We start from the raw sequence: 21,784 nt of genomic DNA on the forward strand, positions 1-21,784 counted from the left end.
AGGGCATGCAACGCATCCTCGTTCTGGCCGGCGGTATCGGCGGCGCCCGTTTTCTGCGCGGCCTCAAGCGGGCCGCGCCCGACGCGGACGTCACGGTGATCGGCAACACCGGCGACGACATCCATCTGTTCGGGCTCAAGGTCTGCCCGGACCTCGACACCGTGATGTACACCCTCGGGGGCGGCATCAATGAGGACCAGGGCTGGGGCAGGACCGACGAGTCCTTCCTGATCAAGGAGGAGCTGGCGGCGTACGGCGTGGGGCCCGGCTGGTTCGGGCTCGGCGACCGCGACTTCGCCACCCATATCGTCCGTACGCAGATGCTCGGCGCGGGCTATCCCCTCAGCGCCGTCACCGAGGCGCTCTGCGCCCGCTGGCAGCCGGGCGTCACGCTGCTGCCGATGACCGACGACCGGGTCGAGACGCATGTCGCGGTGGAGGTGGACGGCGAGCGCAAGGCCGTGCACTTCCAGGAGTACTGGGTGAAGATGCGGGCGTCCACGGCCGCGCACGCCATCGTCCCGGTCGGCGCCGAGCAGGCCAAGCCGGCGCCCGGGGTGCTGGAGGCCGTCGCCGCCGCCGATGTCATCCTCTTCCCGCCGTCGAACCCGGTGGTCAGCATCGGCACCATCCTGGCCGTCCCCGGGATCCGGGAGGCCATCGCCGAGGCGGGCGTGCCGGTCGTCGGCCTCTCCCCCATCGTCGGGGACGCGCCGGTGCGCGGCATGGCGGACAAGGTGCTCGCCGCGATCGGCGTCGAGTCGACGGCGACCGCCGTCGCGCTGCACTACGGCTCCGGGCTGCTCGACGGCTGGCTGGTCGACACGGTGGACGCGGGGGCGGTGGCGGCGGTGGAGGGCGCGGGCATCCGCAGCCGCGCGGTGCCGCTGATGATGACGGACGTGACGGCGACCGCCGCGATGGCGCGCGAGGCGCTGGCGCTGGCCGAGGAGGTACGGGCATGAGCACCCCCGAGAACTCCGCCGACCGGGCCGAGGCACCCGCGCCGGCCCCGGCCGACGCCCCGGCCGCCGCGTACCGGGTGCGGGCGCTGCCCGGGATCCCCGAGGTGCGCCCCGGTGACGACCTCGTCAAGCTGATCGCCGCGGCGGTCGCCGGTCCTGGCGGCCCCGGTCCTGCCGACTCCGGTCCTGGCGGCCCCGGTTCCGCCGGTTCGGGGCTGGTCGGCTCCGGGCTGGTCGACGGGGACATCCTGCTGGTCACGTCGAAGATCGTCTCCAAGGCCGAGGGCCGGATCGTGGAGGCGGCCGACCGTGAGGCGGCGATCGACGCGGAGACGGTACGGGTGGTCGCGCGGCGCGGCACGCTCCGTATCGTCGAGAACCGGCGGGGGCTGGTCATGGCGGCGGCCGGGGTCGACGCCTCGAACACCGCGCCCGGCACGATCCTGCTCCTCCCCGAGGACCCGGACGCCTCGGCGCGGGCCATCAGGGCGGGGGTGCGGGACGCGCTCGGGGTCGATGTCGGCGTCATCGTGACGGACACGTTCGGGCGGCCCTGGCGCAGCGGATTGACGGATGTGGCGATCGGGGCGGCGGGCGTACGGGTCCTGGACGACCTGCGGGGCGGTACGGACGCGCACGGCAACCCGCTCTCCGCGACGGTCGTGGCGCTCGCCGACGAGCTGGCGGCCGCCGGTGACCTGGTGAAGGGCAAGGCCACGCATCTGCCGGTGGCGGTGGTGAGCGGCCTCGGGCACCTGGTGGCCCCGTCCGGCGGCGAGACCACCGAGGACGGCGTCGAGAGCGGCGCCCATGAGCTGGTCCGGGGCGCCGCCGGGGACATGTTCCGGCTCGGTACGTCGGAGGCGGTACGGGAGGCGGTCACCCAGCGCCGTACGGTCCGCGAGTTCACCGATGCGCCGGTCGACCCGGGGGCGGTCCGGCGGGCGGTCGCCGCGGCCCTCACCGCGCCGGCCCCGCACCACACCACACCGTGGCGCTTCGTGCTGCTGGAGTCCCCGGAGTCCCGGCTGCGGCTCCTCGACGCGATGCGGGACGCGTGGATCGCGGACCTGCGGCGCGACGGCAGGACGGAGGAGGCGATCGCCCGGCGCGTGCGCCGGGGGGACGTGCTGCGCAAGGCGCCGTATCTGGTGGTGCCCTGCCTGGTGACGGAGGGCGCGCACCCGTACGGCGACGACCGGCGGGACACCGCCGAGCGCGAGATGTTCGTGGTCGCGATGGGCGCGGGCGTGCAGAACCTGCTGGTCGCGCTGGCGGGCGAGCAGTTGGGCTCGGCGTGGGTCTCGTCCACGATGTTCTGCCGCGATGTCGTACGGGAGGTCCTGGAGCTGCCCCGGGAGTGGGACCCGATGGGCGCGGTCGCGGTCGGCCGCCCCGCGGCCCCGCCGAAGGAGCGGCCCGCGCGGTCGCCGGAGGCGTTCGTCGAGGTGCGGTAGGAGGACGGCGGGGGGCGGCAGGAGGACGGCGGCGGGCGGCAGGAGGGGTGGCTCGGAGGGCCGCCGGCCCCCGGGGTCTGCGGCCCTCCCGGCGCTACAGGCGGGCGATGTCGACGGCCGGCATGCGGGGGGCCCGGCGGGGCGGGGTGCGGCCGCTGAGGAGGATCAGCCGGGTGGCGCGGTGGCGCTGGCCGGGGTACGGGGCGAGGAGGTCCAGCATCGCCGCGTCGTCCGCGTTCCGGTCGCCCGCCAGCGCGTGGCCGACGACGCCCGGCAGATGGAGGTCGCCGACGGTGACCTCGTCGGGGGCGCCGTTGGTGCGCTGGACCACCTCGGCCGAGGTCCAGGGGCCGATGCCCGGGATCAGCTCCAGCCGGGCGCGCGCCGCGTCCGGCGCCATCGCGGCGGCCTCCTCCACCCTGCGCGCGGCCCGTACGGCGCGCAGCACGGTCGAGGAGCGCTTGGCGTCGACGCCCGCCCTGTGCCACTCCCAGGACGGGATCAGCGCCCAGGTCCTGGCGTCGGGCATGACATAGAGGGGTTCGCCGGAGGGGAGCGGGGGGCCCGGCGCGGGCTCGCCGTGCCTACGGACCAGGCGGCGCCAGGCGCGGTACGCCTCGACCGTGGTGACCTTCTGCTCCAGGACGGACGGGATCAGCGACTCCAGGATCAGCCCGGTCCGGCAGAGCCGCAGTCCCGGCCGGCGGCGCAGGGTGTCGGCGAGGAGCCGGTGGCGCGGTACGAAGGCCCCGGGGTCGTCCTCGGCGCCGAGCAGCGCGGGCAGCCGCGCCAGCAGCCAGGGGGCGCCGGGCCCCCAGGCCTCCGCCTCCACGGCACCGCCCCGCACGACCAGCCGCAGGGCGCCGGGCCCCTCGGGTGTCCGGCTCGCGCGCCGTACCGCGCCGCCCGGCTCCACACGGAAGGTCGGATCGCCGGGGCCGCGCCGCAAGGGCCCCAGGGTGAGCCCGAGGTCGTACGGGCCCTCGGGCGGGGTCCAGCGGCCCCGCAGCCCCTCGGCGGGCGCCGGGGCCGCCCCGGGACGCGCCGGTCCGGGGACGGTCGCGCCCGGCGTGCGCGCGGGGCGCTCGAAGCGCGGGGGGTACGGAGCGGAGGGCGTGCGCGCGGGGCGAGGGGCGAAGCGTCCGGCCACGGGTGGGGTCCTCGGGGTTCGGGGTCCCCCTGAGGGTAGAGCCTCCCCGGGGGACGCCCTGGACCGGCCTCCCCCGGCTCGTACCCGGAGGCCGGAAGCCGTCCGGGGCACCCCCCCTCGCCCGTACCTCTGCCGCCGCGCCCTCCGCCGTACTCCGTACTTGGGCCGTGCCTAGGCGTCCGACGAGAAGCGCACCGCGCCCGCCGGGAGGACCGCGTCGCACCAGACACGTACGCCCTCACGGAGTTCGTTGTCGGGGCCCACGGTCGCGCCGTCGCCCACCACCACCCCGGAGAGGACCGTCCTGGCGCCCACCCGCGCGCCCGCGCCGATCAGGGAGTCCGTGATCTGCGCGCCCTGTTCCACCACCGCGCCGGCCAGCACCGCCGTCCCCGTGACCCGGGCGCCCGGGCCGATCTCGGCGCCCTCGCCCACCACCGTGCCGCCCGACAGCTTGGCGTCGGGGGCCACCGTCGCGGTGGGCAGGACCAGCCGCTCGCCCCGGCGGCCAGGGACGGCGGGGGACGGGGCGCGGCCCAGGACCAGGTCGGCGGAGCCCCGTACGAAAGCCTGAGGGGTGCCCAGGTCGAGCCAGTACGTGGCGTCGACCATGCCCTGGAGGTGGGCGCCCGCCGCCAGCAGGCCCGGGAAGGTCTCGCGCTCGACCGAGACCGGGCGGCCCGCCGGGATCGCGTCGATCACCGAGCGCCGGAAGACATACGCGCCCGCGTTGATCTGGTCGGTGACGATCTCCTCCGGTGTCTGCGGCTTCTCCAGGAACGCCGTCACCCTGCCCTCCCGGTCCGTCGGCACCAGGCCGAAGGCGCGCGGGTCGGGGACCCGGGTGAGGTGGAGCGAGACATCCGCGCCCGACGCGGTGTGCGTGGCGACGAGCGCCCGGATGTCGAGCCCGGTGAGGATGTCGCCGTTGAAGACGAGCACCGGCTCGTCGGGGCCCGAGCGGAGCCGCGCCGCGACATTGCGGAGCGCCCCGCCGGTGCCGAGCGGGTCGCGCTCGGTCACGTACTCCAGGCTGAGCCCGAGCGCCGAGCCGTCGCCGAAGTACGGTTCGAAGACCTCCGCGAGGTACGACGTGGCGAGGATCACATGGTCCACTCCCGCCGCCCGCGCCCGCGCCAGTTGGTGCGCGAGGAAGGGCACCCCCGCCGCCGGGACCATGGGCTTGGGGGTACGGACCGTCAGGGGCCGCAGCCGGGTGCCTCTGCCGCCGACCAGAAGGATCGCTTCAGTCACCGTGTCGTCTCCGCTTCCGCTGGGGTACGTGCCCGGTCAGCGTCCCTGATACCCGGCGGCGGAGGTGCGTACGGCCCCGAGCTTCGCGTAGAGCCGGCCGCCGGGGCAGTCGGTGTTGAAGCCGTCCCGGTGTCCGGAGACCGTGTGCAGGCTCACCCTCCGCCCCTTCGCGTACTTGCCGCTGCCCCCGGACTTCAGGGTGACCTTCGAACGCGGGTTCACTCCGTGCAGGCCCAGTTTCCACGCGATGAGCTTGGCCAGGGCGGTGGTCGCCTTGGCGGGCGGGTTCACGCTGTTGTACGTGCCGAGGACGGCGATGCCCGTCGTGCTGGTGTTGAAGCCGAGGGTGTGCGCGCCGAGTACGGGTTTGGTGACGCCTCCGGCCCGCCCCTCGTAGATGTTTCCGCACTTGTCGACGGCGAAGTTGTAGCCGAAGTCCCGCCAGCCGCTGCTCTTGACGTGGTAGCGGTAGATACCGCGCAGGACGGACGGGGCCTGCGCGCAGGTGTAGTTGTTGCCGGTGGCGCTGTGGTGCACGAAGGCCGCCTTGACCGTGCTGGTGTAGACGAACTTCCGCTCGCGCAGCGACTCGTCGGCGCCCCATCCCTTCCGGGTCACGATGCGCGGGCGGGGCGCGGCGTACGCCCGGGGGGCGGCGCCGGTGATCTCGGTCCCGGCTTGGGTTCCGGCTTGGGTCTCGGCTTGAGTTCCGGCCTGGGTTCCGGCCTGAGTTCCGGCTTGGGTCCCGGCCTCGGTCTGAGCCTTGGTCAGGGCGGGGTCCTCGCCCGGGTCGACCAGTTCCAGGCGGAGGCCGCGCGGCAGCAGCGGGCGCGCCGGGCCGGTCGCCTCGTCGTTCGCTTCGCCGGTCGCCTCGCCGCCCGTCCCGTCGTCTTCCCGGACGGCCCGGACCCGTACCTCCACCCCGTCCGAACCGCCCACCCACAGCGGGGCGGTGGAGCCGCGTACGGTCTCCGACTCGCGCTCCCGCGTCCCGGGGTCGGCGCCGTGCTCCTGGTTGTGCGTCTCGACGTCCTGCCAGTCGGACCAGAGACGGGTGCCGGCGGCGCGGGTACGGACCTGGACCGTGCCGCGCAGTTCGTCGTCGGCGTCGTCCCAGACCACCCCGAGCAGCGAGAACGGCCGTACGCCGTGGGCGGCGAGGCCCTGTTCCGCGACGGCGCCCGGCGAGCGCACCGTGGTGAGGAGGTGCAGCGGTACGGATTCGGTGGAGCCGGGGACGGCGGGTGCAGGTGCGGATGCCGGTGCGGGAGCGAGTGCGAGTGCGGGCGCCGGTGTGATCGCGGCCGCTGCCGCGGACGCCGTCGACGCCGGGAGGATGAGGGAGACGGCGCACGCCACGCCGATCGGGTTCGCAAGGTAGGCACGCATGACGTGATCCTTGCCGCGCCCCGTCCGCCGCGCGCGGCGGCACGCCAGGGGAAAACTGACGGGCCGTCGGTCCGACCGGTGGACGGTGTCACCGGTACGGCGGCGGCCGTTACCCCCGTCCGCGTACCCTTTCCCGGTGAACGCCAGCGACCGTACCCCCGCCGACCTGCTGCGATCCGCTCTCGCCGCGGATCCGGCCCGCCCTTTGATCACCTTTTACGACGATGCCACCGGTGAGCGCGTCGAATTGTCCGTGGCCACCTTCGCCAATTGGGTGGCCAAGACCGCCAATCTCCTCCAGGGCGACCTCGGCGCGGAGCCGGGGACCCGGCTGGCGCTGCTGCTGCCCGCGCACTGGCAGAGCGCGGTGTGGCTGCTCGCCTGTTCCTCGACCGGTGTGACCGTCGAGATCGGCGGCGACCCGGGCGCGGCCGATCTCGTCGTCAGCGGCCCGGAGCCGGAGACGCTGGAGGCGGCGCGGGCGTGCGGCGGCGAGCGGGTGGCGCTCGCGCTGCGCCCGCTCGGCGGCCGGTTCCCGCAGGCGCCGCAGGGGTTCGCCGACTACGCGGTGGAGGTGCCGGGCCAGGGCGACCGGTTCGCGCCGTACGCCCCGGTGGACCCGGAGGCGCCCGCGCTCCGTGTCGACGGTACGGAGCTGACCTCGGCCGCGCTGGTCACCAGGGCGCGCGCGGACGCGGCGGAGCGCGGACTCGGGCCCGGCTCGCGGCTGCTGTCGGGTCTCGGGTACGCGAACTGGGAGGGGTTGTCGGCGGGGCTGTTCGCGCCGCTGGCGGCGGGCGGCTCGGTCGTCCTCTGCCGGAACCTCGGCCTGCTGCCGGCGCCGGCGCTCGCGCAGCGGGTGGCCGACGAGCGCGTCACGGACAGCGCGGTCTGAGAGCGCGGTCGGAGCACGTGATCCAAGAACGCGATCGGAGAAGGCGATCCGAGAGCGTGATCTGAGAGCGTGACCAAACCGCAGTACTTGATCGGGGATCTCCACAACTGATCGCACAACCAAGGGCACTTCTCACCCGTCTACGCCATCGACCGGCGGCCTCTGTGTACCGCCGGTGCCTTGACGGCTTGAAGGATGGACGAAGACGTGACGGAAAGTGCGGGCGATCCGCCCGAGCCGGAACCACCCGAGTCGGAACCGGCCGAGCAGGAGCGGGGGTCCACCGCTCCGCGCCGTAGACGCCGCTGGCCGCGGTGGGTCGCGCTGGGGGCCGCGGTCGTGGTGCTCGGGGCCTCCGGCGCGGGGTGGTGGGCGTACCGGACACTGGACCGGAACATCACGACGGACACCTCCGCCGCCGCCGAACTCCACGCGTACGAGAAGGAGCGGCCGGCCCCGATCTCGCTCGACGCCCAGAACATCCTGCTGATCGGCTCCGACAGCCGCGCGGGCGGCAACGGCAAGTACGGGCGGGACGACGGCGGTTCGCAGCGCTCCGACACGGCGATCCTGCTCCATCTGGCCGCCGACCGGAAGAGCGCGACGGCCATGTCGGTACCGCGCGACCTGATGGTGGAGATACCGAGCTGCCGGGCGCCGGACGGCAGCCGTTCCCGGGAGCAGTTCGCGCAGTTCAACTGGGCGTTCCAGTTCGGCGGTGCCGCGTGCACCATCCGTACGCTCGAAAACCTCACCGGGATCCGGATCGACCACCACATCGTGGTCGACTTCCGGGGGTTCGAGCGGACGGTGGACGCGGTCGACGGCGTCGAGGTCTGCCTGGCGGAGCCGGTCGACGACCGGGAGGCCCGTCTCACCCTGCCCGCGGGCCGCCAGACGCTCGACGGGGAGCAGTCGCTGGGGTACGTACGGGCGCGGTACAGCATCGGTGACGGCAGCGACACGCAGCGCATGGACCGGCAGCAGCGATTCCTGGGCGCCCTGTTCAAGAAGGTGCAGAGCAACGGGGTGCTGCTCAATCCGACGCGGCTCTACTCGGTGCTGGACGCGGTGACGAAGTCACTCACCACCGACGAGGGGCTGAACAGCCTCACCGACCTGTACGACGTGGCCGCCTCGATGCGGGACATACCGGCGGAGCGGGTCCAGTTCCTGACCGTGCCCCGGCAGCCGTACGCCCTCGACCCGAATCGTGACGAACTCGTGGAGACCAGCGCACGGAAGCTTTTCGAGCGGCTGCGCGACGACGAACCGGTGGTGATCACCCCGGCTTCGGAGACCCCGCCGGAGGAAGGGGCCGGGGAGAAGGCGTCGGAGGCCGGTCCGGAAGCCGCTCCGTCCGGGTCGCCGGAGCCCACGCCGGAGCCCACCTTCACGGGCTCGAATGCCGAGGCGGGGATGTGCGGGTAAAGCAATGGGTAAAGAGACGCGCACACTCCATGGAGATTGGGCAGATTGCCCGCTTGTAAGAGGTGAGGAATTTGTCACGGGCGTCGCTCCGCGTTGAACTGGGCGGATAGTGTGACGCGATCCGGTGCATCAGACCGTGATGGTCGCGCACTGCTGGAGCGATAAACCGAGGGCCTTCGGGGGAGGGCGCCTCGCGTGGCACCGACGGAGGATTCGAGCAACCGTGGATGCGCAAGGCCGTGGACAGGCGGGGGACGGCGAGATCGACCCCGCCGACCAGTGGGTCCTCAACCCGCAGACAGGTAACTACGAACTGCGACTGGACCGCTCCGAAGGGCAGTCGCCGTCCGCTCCGTCGGACACCACGGGGAGCGGCAGCGGCGGCAGGAGAACCGCGGCCGTACGGGAGGACGGCGCCACGCTCCCCGGCCCCCGCCCGGGCGGCCGGAGCCGCAACGGCGGCGGCCGAAGCGGGGAGCGGCGCGCCGATGTCCCCGGGCAGCGCGGCCGTCGCGCGGGGAAGGGTCCGGCCGCCGATTCGGCGTCGGCGGGCGCTCCCGGCCGGCGCAAGCGCAAGCAGAAGAAGGCCGGCCGGAGCCGGGCGCTGGTATGGACCGGCGGGGTGATGGGGTTCGTCCTGGTCGGCGGCTCCATCGCCGCGTACGCCGCGTACGAGCACTTCAACGGGAACATCGCGACGATCGACGTCGAGGGCGCGGGCAGCGGCGGCTTCAAGAAGGACCAGGCCGTCAACATATTGGTGATCGGCACGGACAAGCGGACCGGCGCGGGCAACGAGGGGTACGGGGACAAGGGCAGCGTCGGCCACGCCGACACCACACTGCTCTTCCATGTCGCCAAGGACCGCTCGAACGCGACGGTGCTCTCGATCCCGCGCGACCTGATCACCGACGTCCCGGACTGCGAGACGAAGACGGACTCCGGTACGACGGTGATCCCCGGCACCCAGCGGGTCCGCTTCAACACCAGCCTCGGCCAGGACGAGCGGGACCCCGGGTGCACCATGCGGACGGTCAAGGAGCTGACCGGGCTCACCGTCGATCACTTCATGATGGCCGACTTCAACGCGGTCAAGACGCTGTCGACGGCGGTCGGCGGGGTCGAGGTGTGCGTGGACAAGGACATCGACGACCCGAAGTCCCATCTGAAGCTGAAGAAGGGCAAGACGGTCATCGACGGGGAGCAGGCGCTCGCCTTCGTCCGTACGCGCCACGCGTTCGGCGACGAGAGCGACCTCACCCGGATCCAGACCCAGCAGCAGTTCCTCAGCTCGATGATCCGGAAGATGAAGTCCGGTGACACGCTGACCAGTCCGAGCAAGCTGTTCAGCCTGGCGGAGGCGGCGACGAAGGCGCTGACGGTCGACACCGGCATCGGCACCATCAAGAAGCTGAGCGACCTGGCGCAGGAGATGGCCAAGGTCCCGGCGAAGAACATCACCTTCATGACGCTGCCGGTCCTCGACAACCCGGAGGAGGTCGTCAAGGCCACCGTCGTCGTCAACGAGGCCAAGGCGAAACCGCTCTTCGCGATGATGCAGAACGATGTCTCGCTGACCGAGGTGGAGGCCAAGGAGAAGAAGGACAAGCAGGCCGCCGCGGACAAGCAGGCCGCGCTGCTGGAGGGCGACAAGGCCGATCCGGCCGATGTGCGGGTCGACGTCTACAACGGCGGCGGGCCGACGGGCTCCGCCCAGGAGACCCTGAACTGGCTCCAGAACAGCGAGGGGGTGCCGAAGTCCACCAACAAGGGCAACGCCCCCGCGAACGTGCCGAAGACCACCCTGGAGTACGCGCCGAACCAGGCGGACCAGGCGCGGGCCCTCGCCGCGATGATGGGGCTGCCCGGTTCGGCGATGAAGCAGGGCACGAAGGACGCCGTGGGGCTTGAGGCGATGACGCTGACGCTCGGGGCGGACTTCAAGGGCGCGGGAGTGCCCATCACCGGTTCGGCAAAGGCGCCGGAGGGTGTGCAGAAGGTCGAAGGCGACAAGCAGATCTGCGCCAAGTAGGCCGCGCGGGCCGCATCGGCCCCGTAAAGCCGCATCGGCCACGCCGGCCGAAGCGGCCATGTGACTACGCACGGCGTGAACACCGGCTCGTACGGCCGGCCTGAGGGGGATCCGGTGGGTGCGGGTACTGACGGAGTGCAGCGGGAAGAGACGCGGGAACGCGTGCCACACGCCCGCGAACTGGGCTGGGACGACAGCCTGTACGAGGAGCGCCCGGGTGGCGCGGACGGCGGGGATGTCACGGGTGGCGCGGGCGCCGCGGACGGGACGAAGGGCGCGGAGGACGGGGCCGGCGGGAAGGGCACCGGCCGGGCCGGGAAAGCGGGCGAGGCCGGGAAGACCGGCACGGACGGCGGGGCCGGCACGGACGGCGGGGCCGGCACGGACGGCGGGGCCGGCACGGACGGCGGGGCCGCGTCGAAGGGGGGCGCCAGGCCGGTGGGGCGTCGCATACTGCGCTGGTCCGCCGCCGTGCTCTCGCTGCTCATACTCGGGACGGCCGGCGCCGGTTATCTGTACTACCGCCACCTCAACGGCAACATACGCAGCGGCGAGCGCAGCAACGGCACCAGCGGCGTCAACCAGCCCGCGGCCAACGCTGCGGGCCAGCGCCCCCTGAACGTCCTGCTCATCGGCTCCGACAGCCGCAACAAGCCGGAGAACCTGAAGCTCGGCGGCAGCAAGGAGACCGTGGGCAACCCCCCGCTCGGCGATGTGCAGATGCTCCTCCACATCTCCGCCGACCGGAAGAACGCCTCGGTCGTCTCCATCCCCCGGGACACCCGGGTCGACATCCCCGAGTGCAAGGACCCGGAGACCGGCACGGTCCACCCGGAGACCAATACGATCATCAACGAGAGCCTGGCGCGCGGCGGCGCCGGCTGCACCCTCGCCACCTGGGAGAAGCTGACCGGCGTCTACATCGACCACTGGATGACGATCGACTTCTCCGGTGTGGTGCGGATGGCGGACGCGATCGGCGGTGTCGAGGTCTGTGTCAAGGACAATGTGTGGGACCGGCCGCTGCCCGCCGTGCCCGGCGGCTCCGGCCTCAAGCTGACGAAGGGCACGCACCAGGTCAAGGGCGAGCAGGCGCTCCAGTGGCTGCGGACCCGGCACGCCTTCGAGAGCGACCTCGGCCGGGCCAAGGCGCAGCACATGTACATGAACTCGATGATCCGCGAGCTGAAGTCGCAGAACGTCTTCACCGACTCGCCCCGGCTGACCGGGCTCGCGGAGGCGGCCACGAAGTCGCTGGAGGTGTCGGAGGAGATCAGCACCGTCAAGAAGCTGTACGACCTGGCGATGCAGTTCAAGAGCGTGCCGACCAACCGGGTCACCATGACGACCATGCCGACCCTGCCGGACCCGCGGGACCCGAACCATCTGATCGTCGACGAGGCGGACGCCACCCACCTGTGGACGATGGTCCGGGACGACATCGCCTTCGACAGCAACGGCGACAGCGCGGCGGACAAGGCCGCAGCCGAGGCCGCGGCCAAGCGGAAGAAGGCCGAGGAGGCCGAGTCGCGGGAGCCGACCACGACGCCCGCCGAGACCGGGGTGGTGGTGCGGAACGGCACCGGTGGCGACCGTACGCCCGAGAAGGGGCGCGCCGCCGAGATCGCACAGGCGCTGGCCGCCCAGGGGTACACGCTGGCGCGGGCGGACACGCTGCTGACGCCGCAGGCGACGACGACGGTCGGCTATCCGAGCGCGGACATGGAGGGGAACGCGCGGGCGGTGGCCAAGGCGCTGGGGATCCCGTCGTCGTCGGTGAAGCGGTCGACGGACGTGTCGGGGGTCACGGTGACGGTGGGCGCGGACTGGCGTACGGGCTCCTCGTTCCCGAAGGAGAGCGAGCCGACGGCGGGCGGGATCCCGGACACGGCGGATGCCATCAACGGCTCGGAGAAGGACGCGTGCATGGACGTGTACGCGCCGTACCGCTTCTGAGGCGTACGTTCCGACGGAACACTCGGCCCCCGGTGCGCGCTGTGCGTACCGGGGGCCGATACATCTCTCCGGGTATCGATATACCCAGGGGAATGCGATGACGCTTCCGCCTCTGCCTCCGCCCCGGCGCCGGCCGCGTTACCGCGAACGGGGGACAGCGGAGCGCGCCGCCCGGTTGCGGCCGGGGGGCGCTGATCGTATGGGCTTACTGTGCGCACGGTCCGTGCCCGATTCCGTATCAGCGGAGGTGTCCCCCGTGCCCACGCCGCCCCGCGCCCCGTCCCGCACCGGGTCCCGTGCGATGTCCCGTACACCGTCCGGTGGAACGTCCCGTACGGGATCCCGCCCGGCCTCCCGGGGCCCGCGCCGGCCGCGCTGGGGGACGCGGCTGATCACGGCCCTGTCGGTGCTGGTCCTGGGGGCGGGCGGGATCGGGCACGCCGTGATGACCAGCCTGGACAGCGGGATCGGCCGGGTCGACCCGTTCAAGGACATGAAGAACCGGCCGGGCGCGGGGCGCGGGCTCAATCTGCTGCTCGTCGGCACGGACGGGCGCGACAAGATCACCGAGGAGCAGCGGCAGAAGTACCGTCTGGGCGGTGAGCCCTGTCACTGCACCGACACGATCATGCTGGTGCATCTCTCGGCGGACGGGGACCGCGCGAGCGTGGTGAGCCTGCCGCGCGACAGCTACGCGGAGCTGCCGGAGCACACCGACGCGACCTCCGGCGAGCGCCACGGCACCCACCCGGTGAAGCTGAACGCGGCGTACGCGGAGGGCGGGCCGAATCTGACCGTCCGTACCGTCGAACAACTGACGGGGGTGAAGATCAGCCACTATCTGGAGGTCGACTTCACCAGCTTCATGAAGACGGTGGACGCGCTGGGCGGGGTGCGGATCTGCACGACCCGGCCGCTGAAGGACGCGTACACCGGGCTCGACCTGGCGCCCGGCACCCATGCGATGAACGGTGGCCAGGCCCTCCAGTACGTGCGCTCCCGCCATGTCGACGGCGCCGCCGACCTGGGGCGGATGGAGCGGCAGCAGCGGTTCGTGGCGGCGCTGATCGGGCGGGCGACCAGCAGCGGGGTGCTGTTGAACCCGGCGCGGTTCAAGGAGGTGACATCGACGGTGCTCGGCTCGGTGCGGGCGGACGCGGGGTTCGGGGCGGAGCAGATGCTCGCGGTCAACGAGGCGATGCGCGGCTTCTCGCCCGCCTCGTCGGAGTTCGTCTCCGTACCGCTGGCCCATGGCGGGGCTTCGGTGCAGGTGAAGGGGGTCGGCGCGACGGTGAAGTGGGACGAGGGGAAGGCGGAGCGGCTCTTCCGCGCGCTGCGCGAGGACCGGCCGCTGACGCCGCCACGGCCCCCGGCGGCTTCGGCTTCGGCTCCTTCGTCCCCGGGGGCAGCGTCGTCCGCGTCGGGCCCGGCGACCCCGGCGTCCTCCGGACACCCGGCGCCGTCCGGCGCCCCGGCCGGGCGACCGCACCCCCAGGAGCCGCCCCGCCCGGTCGAGGTCGCCCCGGAGGAGATCCGGGTCCAGGTCTACAACGGGACGCGCTCCGACGGGCTCGGCAGGGAGGTCGACGACGCGTTGCGCGCCACCGGTTTCCGTACCACCGGCGCGCCGCTGAACGCGGAGGGGAGCGAGGTGCGGCGGACGGTGGTGCTGTACGACCCGCGCTGGGACCGTTCGGCGAAGTCGCTGGCGGCGGCGTTGCCCGGCAGTGAGCTGCGGGCGGTGAAGCAGCAGGGGGCGACGCTCCAGGTGCTGGCGGGGACGGATTTCACGGCGGTGACGCCGGTACGGGGGGCGACGGCCCCGCGGGGCGAGTTCGGCGCGACGACGGGCGACCAGGTCGCGTGCCCGTGAGTCCGGGCCTCGTACCCGTGAAGGGCGGTCCGTTGCCCGTAAGGGCGCTCGGCTACCCGTAAGGGCACCCCGTCATGCACCGAACCGTGTCGCGGATTGCATCAGATTCGCAACGGGCCCGGTCCGATTCCCCACCTCCCTGTATGGGGCACAGCCCGGACCGGCACACTGTCCGCATGACTGATTGGCCCGAGGGATGGACCGGTGACCGTAACGGCCGTAACGGCGGTGCGGCCAGAGGCACACGGCCGGGGGCGCGGTCCGTACCGCCGCATGCCGTCCCCCGGCAGGCGCAGGGGCAGGGGTACGGGCAGAGCCGGGACCCCGGGTACGGCGACGGGTACAACACGGGCCAGGTCTACGGCGGGGGCGGCGGCCGGGGCGGGCGCGGGACGATCCCGGCGCAGTCCGGCGGCGGGGCCCCGGAGCCCCGGTACGCGCCCGACTGGGGGCGGCGTATCAAGTTCGGGGCGCTGGCCCTGGTGATCGTGGTGCTGGTGACGTCGATCGGTACGTACTTCTGGGCGGACGGCAAGCTCCGGCGCGAGGTCGACCTCTCGAAGGTCATCGAGCGGCCGGAGGGCGGCGAGGGCACGAACTATCTGATCGTCGGTTCGGACAGCCGTGAGGGCATGTCCGACGAGGAGAAGAAGAAGCTCCACACGGGGTCGGCCGAGGGCAAGCGGACCGACTCGATGATGATCCTGCACGACGGCTCGAACGGCCCGACGCTGATCTCGCTGCCCCGTGACTCCCGGGTGAAGATCCCGTCGTTCAAGGGCTCGGAGTCCGGCAAGCTCTACCCGGACACGGGCCGCCAGACCAAGCTGAACGCGGCGTACGCGATGGACGGGCCCGAGCTGCTGGTCCGTACCGTCGAGTACAACACCGGGCTCCGGATCGACCACTACGTGGAGATCGGCTTCGCGGGCTTCGCCAACATCGTGGACGCGATAGGCGGCGTGGAGCTGGACATCCCGAAGGCGTTCAAGGACAAGAAGTCGGGCGCGGATTTCCAGGCGGGCAAGCAGACCCTCGACGGCGAGCAGGCGCTCGCGTTCGTCCGTACCCGGTACGCGTTCGCCGCGAGCGACCTGGACCGGACGAAGAACCAGCAGAAGTTCCTGGCCGCCCTGGCCTCGCAGACGGCGACCCCGGGCACGGTCCTGAACCCGTTCAAGCTCTACCCGACGATGAGCGCCGGCCTGGACACGCTGATCGTGGACAAGGACATGTCGATCTGGTCGCTGGGGCAGATGTTCTTCGCCATGAAGGGCATCACGGGCGGCGACGGCACCTCGATGAACATGCCGATCGCGGGCAACGTCGGCAGCGACCTGGCCTGGGACGAGCCCAAGGTCAAGGAGCTGGTGAAGCAGCTCAACAACGACGAGAAGGTCACGGTGACCAGCGACTGATGCTCCCCGACCCCCCTGGCCGCTCCATCGCCCCCGATCACGAGCTGATCGCGGCGGCGGCGGAGACGGCGAGCGGGGCCTGATGGCGCCGTGCGGCCGGTGCCGCCAGTTCCTCTTCGACTACTTCCCCCGGATCGAGGTCGTCCTCGGCCCGGCCGAGGCCCCGCGTACCGTCCCGGTCGCCTCGCTCCTCCCCGACGCGTACGTCTGGGCGGACCACCAGGAGTGAGGGGCCCCGGGGCCGGACCGCCCCGGGCCGGGCCGGGGCTCCTTGACGGTCAGGCTTCCCAGATGCCCCTGGCCTCCGGGGAGTCCTTGGCCTCCTTGAAGAGGACCCTCTTGCCGTCGGGGGCCTCGACGGTGGCGAAGGTGGTCCAGGGTTCGACCGTCGGGTCGGAGACCGTGGCGCCCCGGGCGCGCAGCTCCTTGACCGTGGCGGCCACGTCGTCGGCGATGAAGGTCAGTTCGGCGCCCTCCCCCGGTGTCCTGCCGAAGGCGGCGGCGTCCGAGAGGACGATCGACGTCTGCGCGCCGGGCGGCCTGACCTCCAGCCAGCGGGAGCCCGGTCCCATCTCCAGGTCCTTCACGACCTCGAAGCCGAGGGTGTCGCGGAAGAAGGCCAGGGAGACCCCCTGGTTGCCGACGTAGAGCACCGTCGAGGATATGTGCGTCATCATGCCGGGACCCTAGCCGGGGCCGTGGCCGAAGCTCTATCCGGCCGCCTCGGCCGCCTTGACCAGCGTGTCCCGGTCCGCGTTCTCGCCCCGGAGCGGAATCAGGGCAGGTTGCGGGCCATGACAATCCGCTGGATCTGGTTCGTCCCCTCGTAGATCTGGGTGATCTTGGCGTCCCGCATCATGCGCTCCACCGGGTAGTCGCGCGTGTACCCGTACCCGCCCAGGAGCTGGACCGCGTCCGTGGTGATCTCCATCGCCGCGTCCGAGGCGTAGCACTTGGCGGCGGCGCCGAAGAAGGTCAGGTCCTCCTTGGCGGAGCCCTCGGAGACGCGCTCCGAGCGGGCCGCCGCCGCGTAGGTGAGCTGGCGGGCCGCCTCCACCTTCATCGCCATGTCGGCGAGCATGAACTGGACGCCCTGGAAGTCGGCGATCGGCTTGCCGAACTGCTTGCGCTCCTGGACATACCCCTTGGCGTAGTCGAGGGCGCCCTGTGCGATGCCGAGGGCCTGGGCGGCGATGGTGATACGGGTGTGGTCCAGGGTCTTCATCGCGGTGGCGAAGCCGGTGCCCTCGGCACCGAGGAGGCGGTCGGCGGGGATCCGTACGTTGTCGAGATAGACCTCGCGGGTGGGCGAGCCCTTGATGCCGAGCTTCTTCTCCGGGGCACCGAAGGAGACGCCCTCGTCGGACTTCTCGACGACGAAGGCCGAGATGCCCTTGGTGCGCCGGTCGGGGTCGGTGACGGCCATGACCGTGTAGTAGTCGGAGACGCCCGCGTTGGTGATCCAGCGCTTCACGCCGTTGAGGACGTAGTGGTCGCCGTCGCGGACGGCCCGGGTCTTCATGCCGCCCGCGTCGGAGCCCGCGTCCGGCTCCGAGAGGCAGTACGAGAACATCGCGTCGCCCTGGGCGAGCGGGCGCAGGTACTTCTTCTTCAGCTCCTCGCTCCCGGCGAGGATCACCGGCAGCGAACCGAGCTTGTTGACGGCCGGGATGAGGGAGGAGGAGGCGCAGACCCGGGCGATCTCCTCGATGACGATCACGGTGGCCAGCGCGTCGGCGCCGGCGCCGCCGTACTCCTCGGGGACGTGGACCGCGTGGAGATCGGAGGCGACCAGGGCGTCCAGCGCCTCCTGCGGGAAGCGGGCCTCCTCGTCCACGGCGGCGGCGAACGGGGCGATCTTCGCCTCGGAGAGCGCGCGGACGGTCTCGCGGAGCATCTCGTGCTCCTCGGCGGGGCGGTACAGGTCGAAGTCTGCCGGTCCGGCCACGGTCTTCACTCCCCAGGATGCTAACTACCGTTAAGTAACACGATTTTAGACGGGGTGGGCGCCCCTGGCATAGGTGAGTTCGCCGACACGCCTCTCCGGAGGGGGAAGTACGAGGAGAAGTGCGAGGAGAAGTGCCCCTGCGGGGCGCTTATGGCACGCGGATATGCTCGGCAGCGCACCCGCCCCGTTCTGCCCCCGTCTCACTGGAGCACCCACATGGCTCTCAAGATCACCGTGATCGGCACCGGCTATCTCGGCGCCACCCACGCCGCGGCCATGGCGGAGCTGGGCTTCGAGGTGCTGGCGCTCGATGTGGTGCCGGAGAAGATCGAACTGCTCTCCTCCGGCCGGGTCCCGATGTACGAGCCCGGTCTTGAGGAGCTGCTGCGCAAGCATGTCGCCGGGATCGAGGGGTCGACCGGGCGGCTCCGCTTCACCCTGGAGTGGGCGGAGGTCGCGGACTTCGGCGATGTGCACTTCGTCTGCGTCAACACCCCGCAGAAGCACGGCGAGTACGCCTGCGACATGAGTTATGTGGACGCGGCCGTCGAGAGCCTGGCCGCACGGCTGACCCGCCCCGCGCTGGTCGTCGGCAAGTCCACCGTCCCGGTGGGCAGCGCGGAGCGCCTGGCGGCCAGGATCGCGGAGCTGGCCCCGGCGGGACCGGAGGTGACGCTCGCGTGGAACCCGGAGTTCCTGCGCGAGGGGTACGCCGTACAGGACACGCTCCACCCCGACCGGATCGTGATCGGGGTGAACGGCCCGCGCGCCGAGGAGGCCGAGCGGACCCTCCGCCAGGTGTACGCGACGCCGATCGCCGAGGGCTCGCCCTTCGTGGTGACGGACTTCCCGACCGCCGAACTGGTCAAGACGTCGGCGAACTCCTTCCTGGCGACGAAGATCTCGTTCATCAACGCCATGGCGGAGGTCTGCGAGGCGGCGGGCGGCGATGTCGCCAAGCTGGCGGAGGCGCTGGGCCACGACGACCGGATCGGCCGGAAGTTCCTGCGGGCGGGCATCGGCTTCGGCGGCGGCTGTCTGCCGAAGGACATCCGGGCGTTCATGGCGCGCGCGGGCGAGCTGGGCGCGGACCAGGCGCTGACGTTCCTGCGCGAGGTCGACTCGATCAATATGCGGCGGCGCGGCCACATGGTGGAGCTGGCGCGGGAGGCGGTCGGCGGCGACTCCTCCTTCCTGGGCAAGCGGGTCGCCGTACTCGGCGCGACGTTCAAGCCGGACTCCGACGACGTACGGGACTCCCCCGCGCTCAATGTCGCGGGCCAGATCCACCTCCAGGGCGGCCAGGTCACCGTCTACGACCCGAAGGGCATGGCCAACGCGCGGCGTCTCTTCCCGACGCTGGGGTACGCGGACTCCGCGCTGGAGGCGGTACGGGGCGCGGATGTGGTCCTGCATCTGACGGAGTGGCGCGAGTTCCGGGAGCTGGACCCGGCGGCACTGGGGGCCGCGGCCTCCCGCCGCCTGATCCTGGACGGCCGCAACGCCCTGGACCCGGCCCGGTGGCGCGAGGCGGGCTGGACCTACCGCGCGATGGGCCGCCCAAACGCCTGAACAACACCCCCGCACGCCTGAACAACACCCGCCCGGCCCCGGCCCGACGTCGGGCGGGGGCCACCTGGCCCCGGCTCCCCCGGCCCCGGCTCAACGGCGTGACGTTCCCCCGGCCCCGGCCCCGGCTCAGGGGCGCGGGGCCGGTCCTTCGCCCTCCGTCAGCCGGGCCCGGTAGGCCCGCATCTTGGCGCGGGCCCCGCAGACCGACATCACGCACCACCGCCCCCGTCCCGCCGGGCTCCGGTCGTAGAACGCCCACTGGCAGTCCTCCGCCTCGCAGGCCTTGAGCCGCCCCCAGGTCCCGTCCGCCACCGCCTCCGCGATGGCCAGCGCCACCCGGGAGAGCAACGCGTCAGGCGCACCGGCCGCCCTGAGGGCCGCCACCCCTTCGCCGTCCACCCCCACCCGGAGCGGCGCCCGGGCAAGGAGAAGATCCAGGTCGGCGGCGGAACGCCCGCGGACCTGGACACCCGTGTGCGCGAGGCACGCGGCCCGCAGCGCCTCCCGCAGCACCCGAGCCCCCGGAACCTCCTCCTCCGCCAGCCCGAAACCGGCCCGCCCCTCCACCGTGTCGAGCAGATCGGCCCCCGTCTCGACATCCAGCGAGTTCACCAACGACTCGACCAGAGCGAGCCCCCCGGGCGCGGGCGGACGGGTATTCATGGTTGCGACGTTACCTCCTATGCGGGAGTATGCGGTAACGGTTACCTCTTGTGGGGGCTTACCGGTAACCACCGGTGGGCGCCCCGGGCAAGAGGCTCGACGGATTTCTGAGGAGTGACACCATGGCCATCGCCACGCTCGGCGCCATCGTCCTGGACTGCCCCGACCCGGTCGCCCTCGCCGGGTTCTACGCCGAGTTGCTGGGGGGCGAGATCGCCGAGGTCGCCGAGGGGGAGGAGCGGTGGGTCGATCTGAAGGGGGTGGCGGGGACGGCGTTGGCGTTCCAGGCCGCGCCCGGGTATGTGGCGCCCTCGTGGCCCTCGGCGGAGCGGTCGCAGCAGGTCCATCTGGATGTGACGGTGCCGGATCTGGACGCGGCGGAGCGGGAGGTGCTGGCGCTGGGGGCCGTACCGCTGGACACGGAGGACCGGACGCGTACGTTCCGGGTGTATGCGGATCCCGCGGGGCACCCGTTCTGTCTCTGCGCCTGCTGAGCGTGCGGGGCACGGGGAGGTGACCGGGGAGGGGGCGCCCGGGTCCGGCGGCCCCTCCCCGGCCGGGTGGTTCAGGCGTCCAGGTCGTCGATGGTCGCCAGGGACTCGGGGCGTTCGCGGCGCAGGGCGCGGGAGACGTCCTCCGCTGCGCGGAGGACCCGGACCGCGTTGCCCCAGGTCAGCTTGGCCAGGTCGGCGGCGGACCACTTGCGGGCGAGCAGTTCGGCGATCAGGTTCGGGTACCCGGCGACATCGTCCAGGCCGCTGGGGGTGAACGCCGTGCCGTCGAAGTCGCCGCCGATGCCGATGTGGTCGACGCCCGCGACCTCGCGCATGTGGTCGAGGTGGTCCGCGACCGTGGCCGCGGTCGCGACCGGCCGCGGGTTCGCCTCCTCGAAGTCCTCGTGGACCCGCATCGCGTCGGGCGTCATGGCCAGCGGGTGCAGACCGTGGGCCAGCATGTTCGCGTCCGCCTCCCGGGTCCAGGCCACCGCCTCGGGGAGGATGAACTTCGGTACGAACGTGGCCATCGCGACGCCCCCGTTGGCGGGCAGCCGCTCCAGGACGTCGTCCGGGATGTTCCGCGGGTGGTCGCAGACCGCGCGGGACAACGAGTGCGAGAAGATCACCGGCGCCACGGTGGTCTCCAGCGCGTCCCGCATCGTCGTGGCGGCCACATGCGAGAGGTCGACCAGCATGCCGGTCCGGTTCATCTCCCGGACCACCTCGCGGCCGAAGGCCGAGAGCCCGCCCACCGACGGGGCGTCGGTCGCCGAGTCGGCCCAGCGCAGATTGTCGTTGTGGGTGAGCGTCATGTACCGGACGCCCAGGGTGTACAGGGCGCGCAGCGTGGCGAGGGAGTTGTTGATGGAGTGGCCGCCCTCGGCGCCCATCAGCGAGGCGATCCGGCCCTGGCGGCGCGCGGTCTCCATGTCGTCGGCCGTCAGCGCGCGGGCCAGCGCGTCGGGGTGGCGGGCGATGAGCCGGCCGACCACGTCGATCTGCTCCAGCGTCGCGCTGACCGCGTCGTCCCCGGCCATGTCGGAGCGTACGTACACCGACCAGAACTGCCCGCCGACGCCGCCGCGCCGCAGCCGGGCCAGGTCGGTGTGGAGCCGCCCCGACTGGTCCTCGGCGATGTCCAGGCGGTCCAGGTCGTACCGCACCTGCTCGCGCAGCGCCCACGGCAGGTCGTTGTGGCCGTCGACGACGGGGGCGTCGGCGAGCAGCGCGCGGGCCGCCGCCAGAAGCTCCGGGTCGGCCGCCGCCGGAGCCGGCACCTGCGCG

At 72.5% G+C, this 21,784-nt stretch carries 17 protein-coding genes and 1 pseudogene; 11 read left to right on the forward strand and 7 right to left on the reverse strand.

From position 1 onward, the window contains the following. Positions 1-5 precede the first annotated feature (5 nt). Together cofD and AB0O07_RS20770 are read left to right on the forward strand one after the other, a co-directional pair. Positions 6-965 carry a 2-phospho-L-lactate transferase gene (cofD, locus tag AB0O07_RS20765; protein WP_365635354.1) on the forward strand — a complete coding sequence of 320 codons (960 nt, stop codon included), beginning with the start codon at positions 6-8 and terminating at the stop codon, positions 963-965. After that, positions 962-2,422, forward strand: coding sequence for a coenzyme F420-0:L-glutamate ligase (locus AB0O07_RS20770; protein ID WP_365635356.1), 1,461 nt, complete (start codon positions 962-964; stop codon positions 2,420-2,422). Before cofD ends, AB0O07_RS20770 begins: the two co-directional genes overlap by 4 nt. Before the next feature lie 94 nt (positions 2,423-2,516). Here AB0O07_RS20770 and AB0O07_RS20775 read toward each other — a convergent pair whose 3' ends face one another. From AB0O07_RS20775 to AB0O07_RS20785, 3 genes are all read right to left on the reverse strand, one after another. Continuing rightward, a complete protein-coding gene (locus tag AB0O07_RS20775) occupies positions 2,517-3,572 on the reverse strand; it encodes a DNA-3-methyladenine glycosylase 2 family protein (protein ID WP_365635358.1) in 1,056 nt (351 codons plus the stop codon). Between the two features lie 171 nt (positions 3,573-3,743). After that, positions 3,744-4,826, reverse strand: a complete 1,083-nt coding sequence (locus tag AB0O07_RS20780; protein ID WP_365635360.1) for an NDP-sugar synthase — start codon at positions 4,824-4,826, stop codon at positions 3,744-3,746. A gap of 36 nt (positions 4,827-4,862) precedes the next feature. Next, positions 4,863-6,215, reverse strand: a complete 1,353-nt coding sequence (locus tag AB0O07_RS20785; RefSeq protein ID WP_365635361.1) for a peptidoglycan recognition protein — start codon at positions 6,213-6,215, stop codon at positions 4,863-4,865. A gap of 136 nt (positions 6,216-6,351) precedes the next feature. On the opposite strand from AB0O07_RS20785, the gene AB0O07_RS20790 reads away from it, so the two are divergent. The 7 genes and pseudogenes from AB0O07_RS20790 to AB0O07_RS20820 form a co-directional block, all read left to right on the forward strand. Beyond that, entirely contained in the window at positions 6,352-7,110 is a 759-nt protein-coding gene (locus tag AB0O07_RS20790) for a TIGR03089 family protein (protein ID WP_365635363.1), read from the forward strand. A 195-nt stretch (positions 7,111-7,305) separates the two neighbouring features. Next, the gene (locus AB0O07_RS20795; RefSeq protein ID WP_365635365.1) at positions 7,306-8,541 is read left to right on the forward strand and encodes an LCP family protein; all 1,236 of its coding nucleotides are present in this window, start codon (positions 7,306-7,308) and stop codon (positions 8,539-8,541) included. Between the two features lie 223 nt (positions 8,542-8,764). Further along, entirely contained in the window at positions 8,765-10,573 is a 1,809-nt protein-coding gene (locus AB0O07_RS20800; protein ID WP_365635367.1) for an LCP family protein, read from the forward strand. A gap of 162 nt (positions 10,574-10,735) precedes the next feature. Next, a complete protein-coding gene (locus AB0O07_RS20805) occupies positions 10,736-12,529 on the forward strand; it encodes an LCP family protein (RefSeq protein ID WP_365635369.1) in 1,794 nt (597 codons plus the stop codon). Positions 12,530-12,728: 199 nt separating this feature from the next. Next, positions 12,729-14,402, forward strand: a complete 1,674-nt coding sequence (locus AB0O07_RS20810) for an LCP family protein (protein WP_365635371.1) — start codon at positions 12,729-12,731, stop codon at positions 14,400-14,402. A 176-nt stretch (positions 14,403-14,578) separates the two neighbouring features. Further along, on the forward strand, positions 14,579-15,820 hold the full coding sequence (locus AB0O07_RS20815; RefSeq protein ID WP_365635373.1) for an LCP family protein: 1,242 nt from the start codon (positions 14,579-14,581) through the stop codon (positions 15,818-15,820). 61 nt (positions 15,821-15,881) lie between these two features. Beyond that, positions 15,882-16,049: pseudogene (locus AB0O07_RS20820) on the forward strand (cytidine deaminase); the annotation flags it as partial. Positions 16,050-16,098: 49 nt separating this feature from the next. Here the strand turns inward: AB0O07_RS20820 and AB0O07_RS20825 are convergent. Together AB0O07_RS20825 and AB0O07_RS20830 are read right to left on the reverse strand one after the other, a co-directional pair. Continuing rightward, positions 16,099-16,497, reverse strand: a complete 399-nt coding sequence (locus AB0O07_RS20825) for a VOC family protein (protein WP_365635375.1) — start codon at positions 16,495-16,497, stop codon at positions 16,099-16,101. Positions 16,498-16,595: 98 nt separating this feature from the next. After that, positions 16,596-17,768 carry an acyl-CoA dehydrogenase gene (locus tag AB0O07_RS20830; RefSeq protein ID WP_365635377.1) on the reverse strand — a complete coding sequence of 391 codons (1,173 nt, stop codon included), beginning with the start codon at positions 17,766-17,768 and terminating at the stop codon, positions 16,596-16,598. Positions 17,769-17,984: 216 nt separating this feature from the next. Between AB0O07_RS20830 and AB0O07_RS20835 the strand changes: the two genes are divergently transcribed. Continuing rightward, complete coding sequence (locus tag AB0O07_RS20835; RefSeq protein WP_365635379.1) at positions 17,985-19,340, forward strand: UDP-glucose/GDP-mannose dehydrogenase family protein; 1,356 nt, start codon at positions 17,985-17,987, stop codon at positions 19,338-19,340. Positions 19,341-19,466: 126 nt separating this feature from the next. On the opposite strand, the gene AB0O07_RS20840 is transcribed toward AB0O07_RS20835, so the two are convergent. Beyond that, a complete protein-coding gene (locus AB0O07_RS20840) occupies positions 19,467-20,003 on the reverse strand; it encodes a CGNR zinc finger domain-containing protein (RefSeq protein WP_365635381.1) in 537 nt (178 codons plus the stop codon). A gap of 122 nt (positions 20,004-20,125) precedes the next feature. Here AB0O07_RS20840 and AB0O07_RS20845 point away from each other — a divergent pair, with 122 nt between their 5' ends. Next, on the forward strand, positions 20,126-20,497 hold the full coding sequence (locus AB0O07_RS20845; RefSeq protein WP_365635383.1) for a VOC family protein: 372 nt from the start codon (positions 20,126-20,128) through the stop codon (positions 20,495-20,497). 71 nt (positions 20,498-20,568) lie between these two features. Here AB0O07_RS20845 and AB0O07_RS20850 read toward each other — a convergent pair whose 3' ends face one another. Further along, positions 20,569-21,777 (reverse strand): dipeptidase, encoded by a 1,209-nt coding sequence (locus AB0O07_RS20850; RefSeq protein WP_365635780.1) that lies wholly within the window; start codon positions 21,775-21,777, stop codon positions 20,569-20,571. Positions 21,778-21,784: the final 7 nt, after the last annotated feature.

This window comes from Streptomyces sp. NPDC093085 (assembly GCF_040683935.1).
GTDB lineage: Bacteria > Actinomycetota > Actinomycetes > Streptomycetales > Streptomycetaceae > Streptomyces.

Bases quoted from the DNA above. Each gene is read 5' to 3' on its own strand.
- cofD (WP_365635354.1), top strand. From the start codon at position 6: ATGCAACGCATCCTCGTTCTGGCCGGCGGTATCGGCGGCGCCCGTTTT.
- AB0O07_RS20770 (WP_365635356.1), top strand. From the start codon at position 962: ATGAGCACCCCCGAGAACTCCGCCGACCGGGCCGAGGCACCCGCGCCG.
- AB0O07_RS20785 (WP_365635361.1), bottom strand. From the start codon at position 6,215: ATGCGTGCCTACCTTGCGAACCCGATCGGCGTGGCGTGCGCCGTCTCC.
- AB0O07_RS20795 (WP_365635365.1), top strand. From the start codon at position 7,306: ATGGACGAAGACGTGACGGAAAGTGCGGGCGATCCGCCCGAGCCGGAA.
- AB0O07_RS20810 (WP_365635371.1), top strand. From the start codon at position 12,729: ATGGGCTTACTGTGCGCACGGTCCGTGCCCGATTCCGTATCAGCGGAG.
- AB0O07_RS20815 (WP_365635373.1), top strand. From the start codon at position 14,579: ATGACTGATTGGCCCGAGGGATGGACCGGTGACCGTAACGGCCGTAAC.
- AB0O07_RS20825 (WP_365635375.1), bottom strand. From the start codon at position 16,497: ATGATGACGCACATATCCTCGACGGTGCTCTACGTCGGCAACCAGGGG.
- AB0O07_RS20835 (WP_365635379.1), top strand. From the start codon at position 17,985: ATGGCTCTCAAGATCACCGTGATCGGCACCGGCTATCTCGGCGCCACC.
- AB0O07_RS20840 (WP_365635381.1), bottom strand. From the start codon at position 20,003: ATGAATACCCGTCCGCCCGCGCCCGGGGGGCTCGCTCTGGTCGAGTCG.
- AB0O07_RS20845 (WP_365635383.1), top strand. From the start codon at position 20,126: ATGGCCATCGCCACGCTCGGCGCCATCGTCCTGGACTGCCCCGACCCG.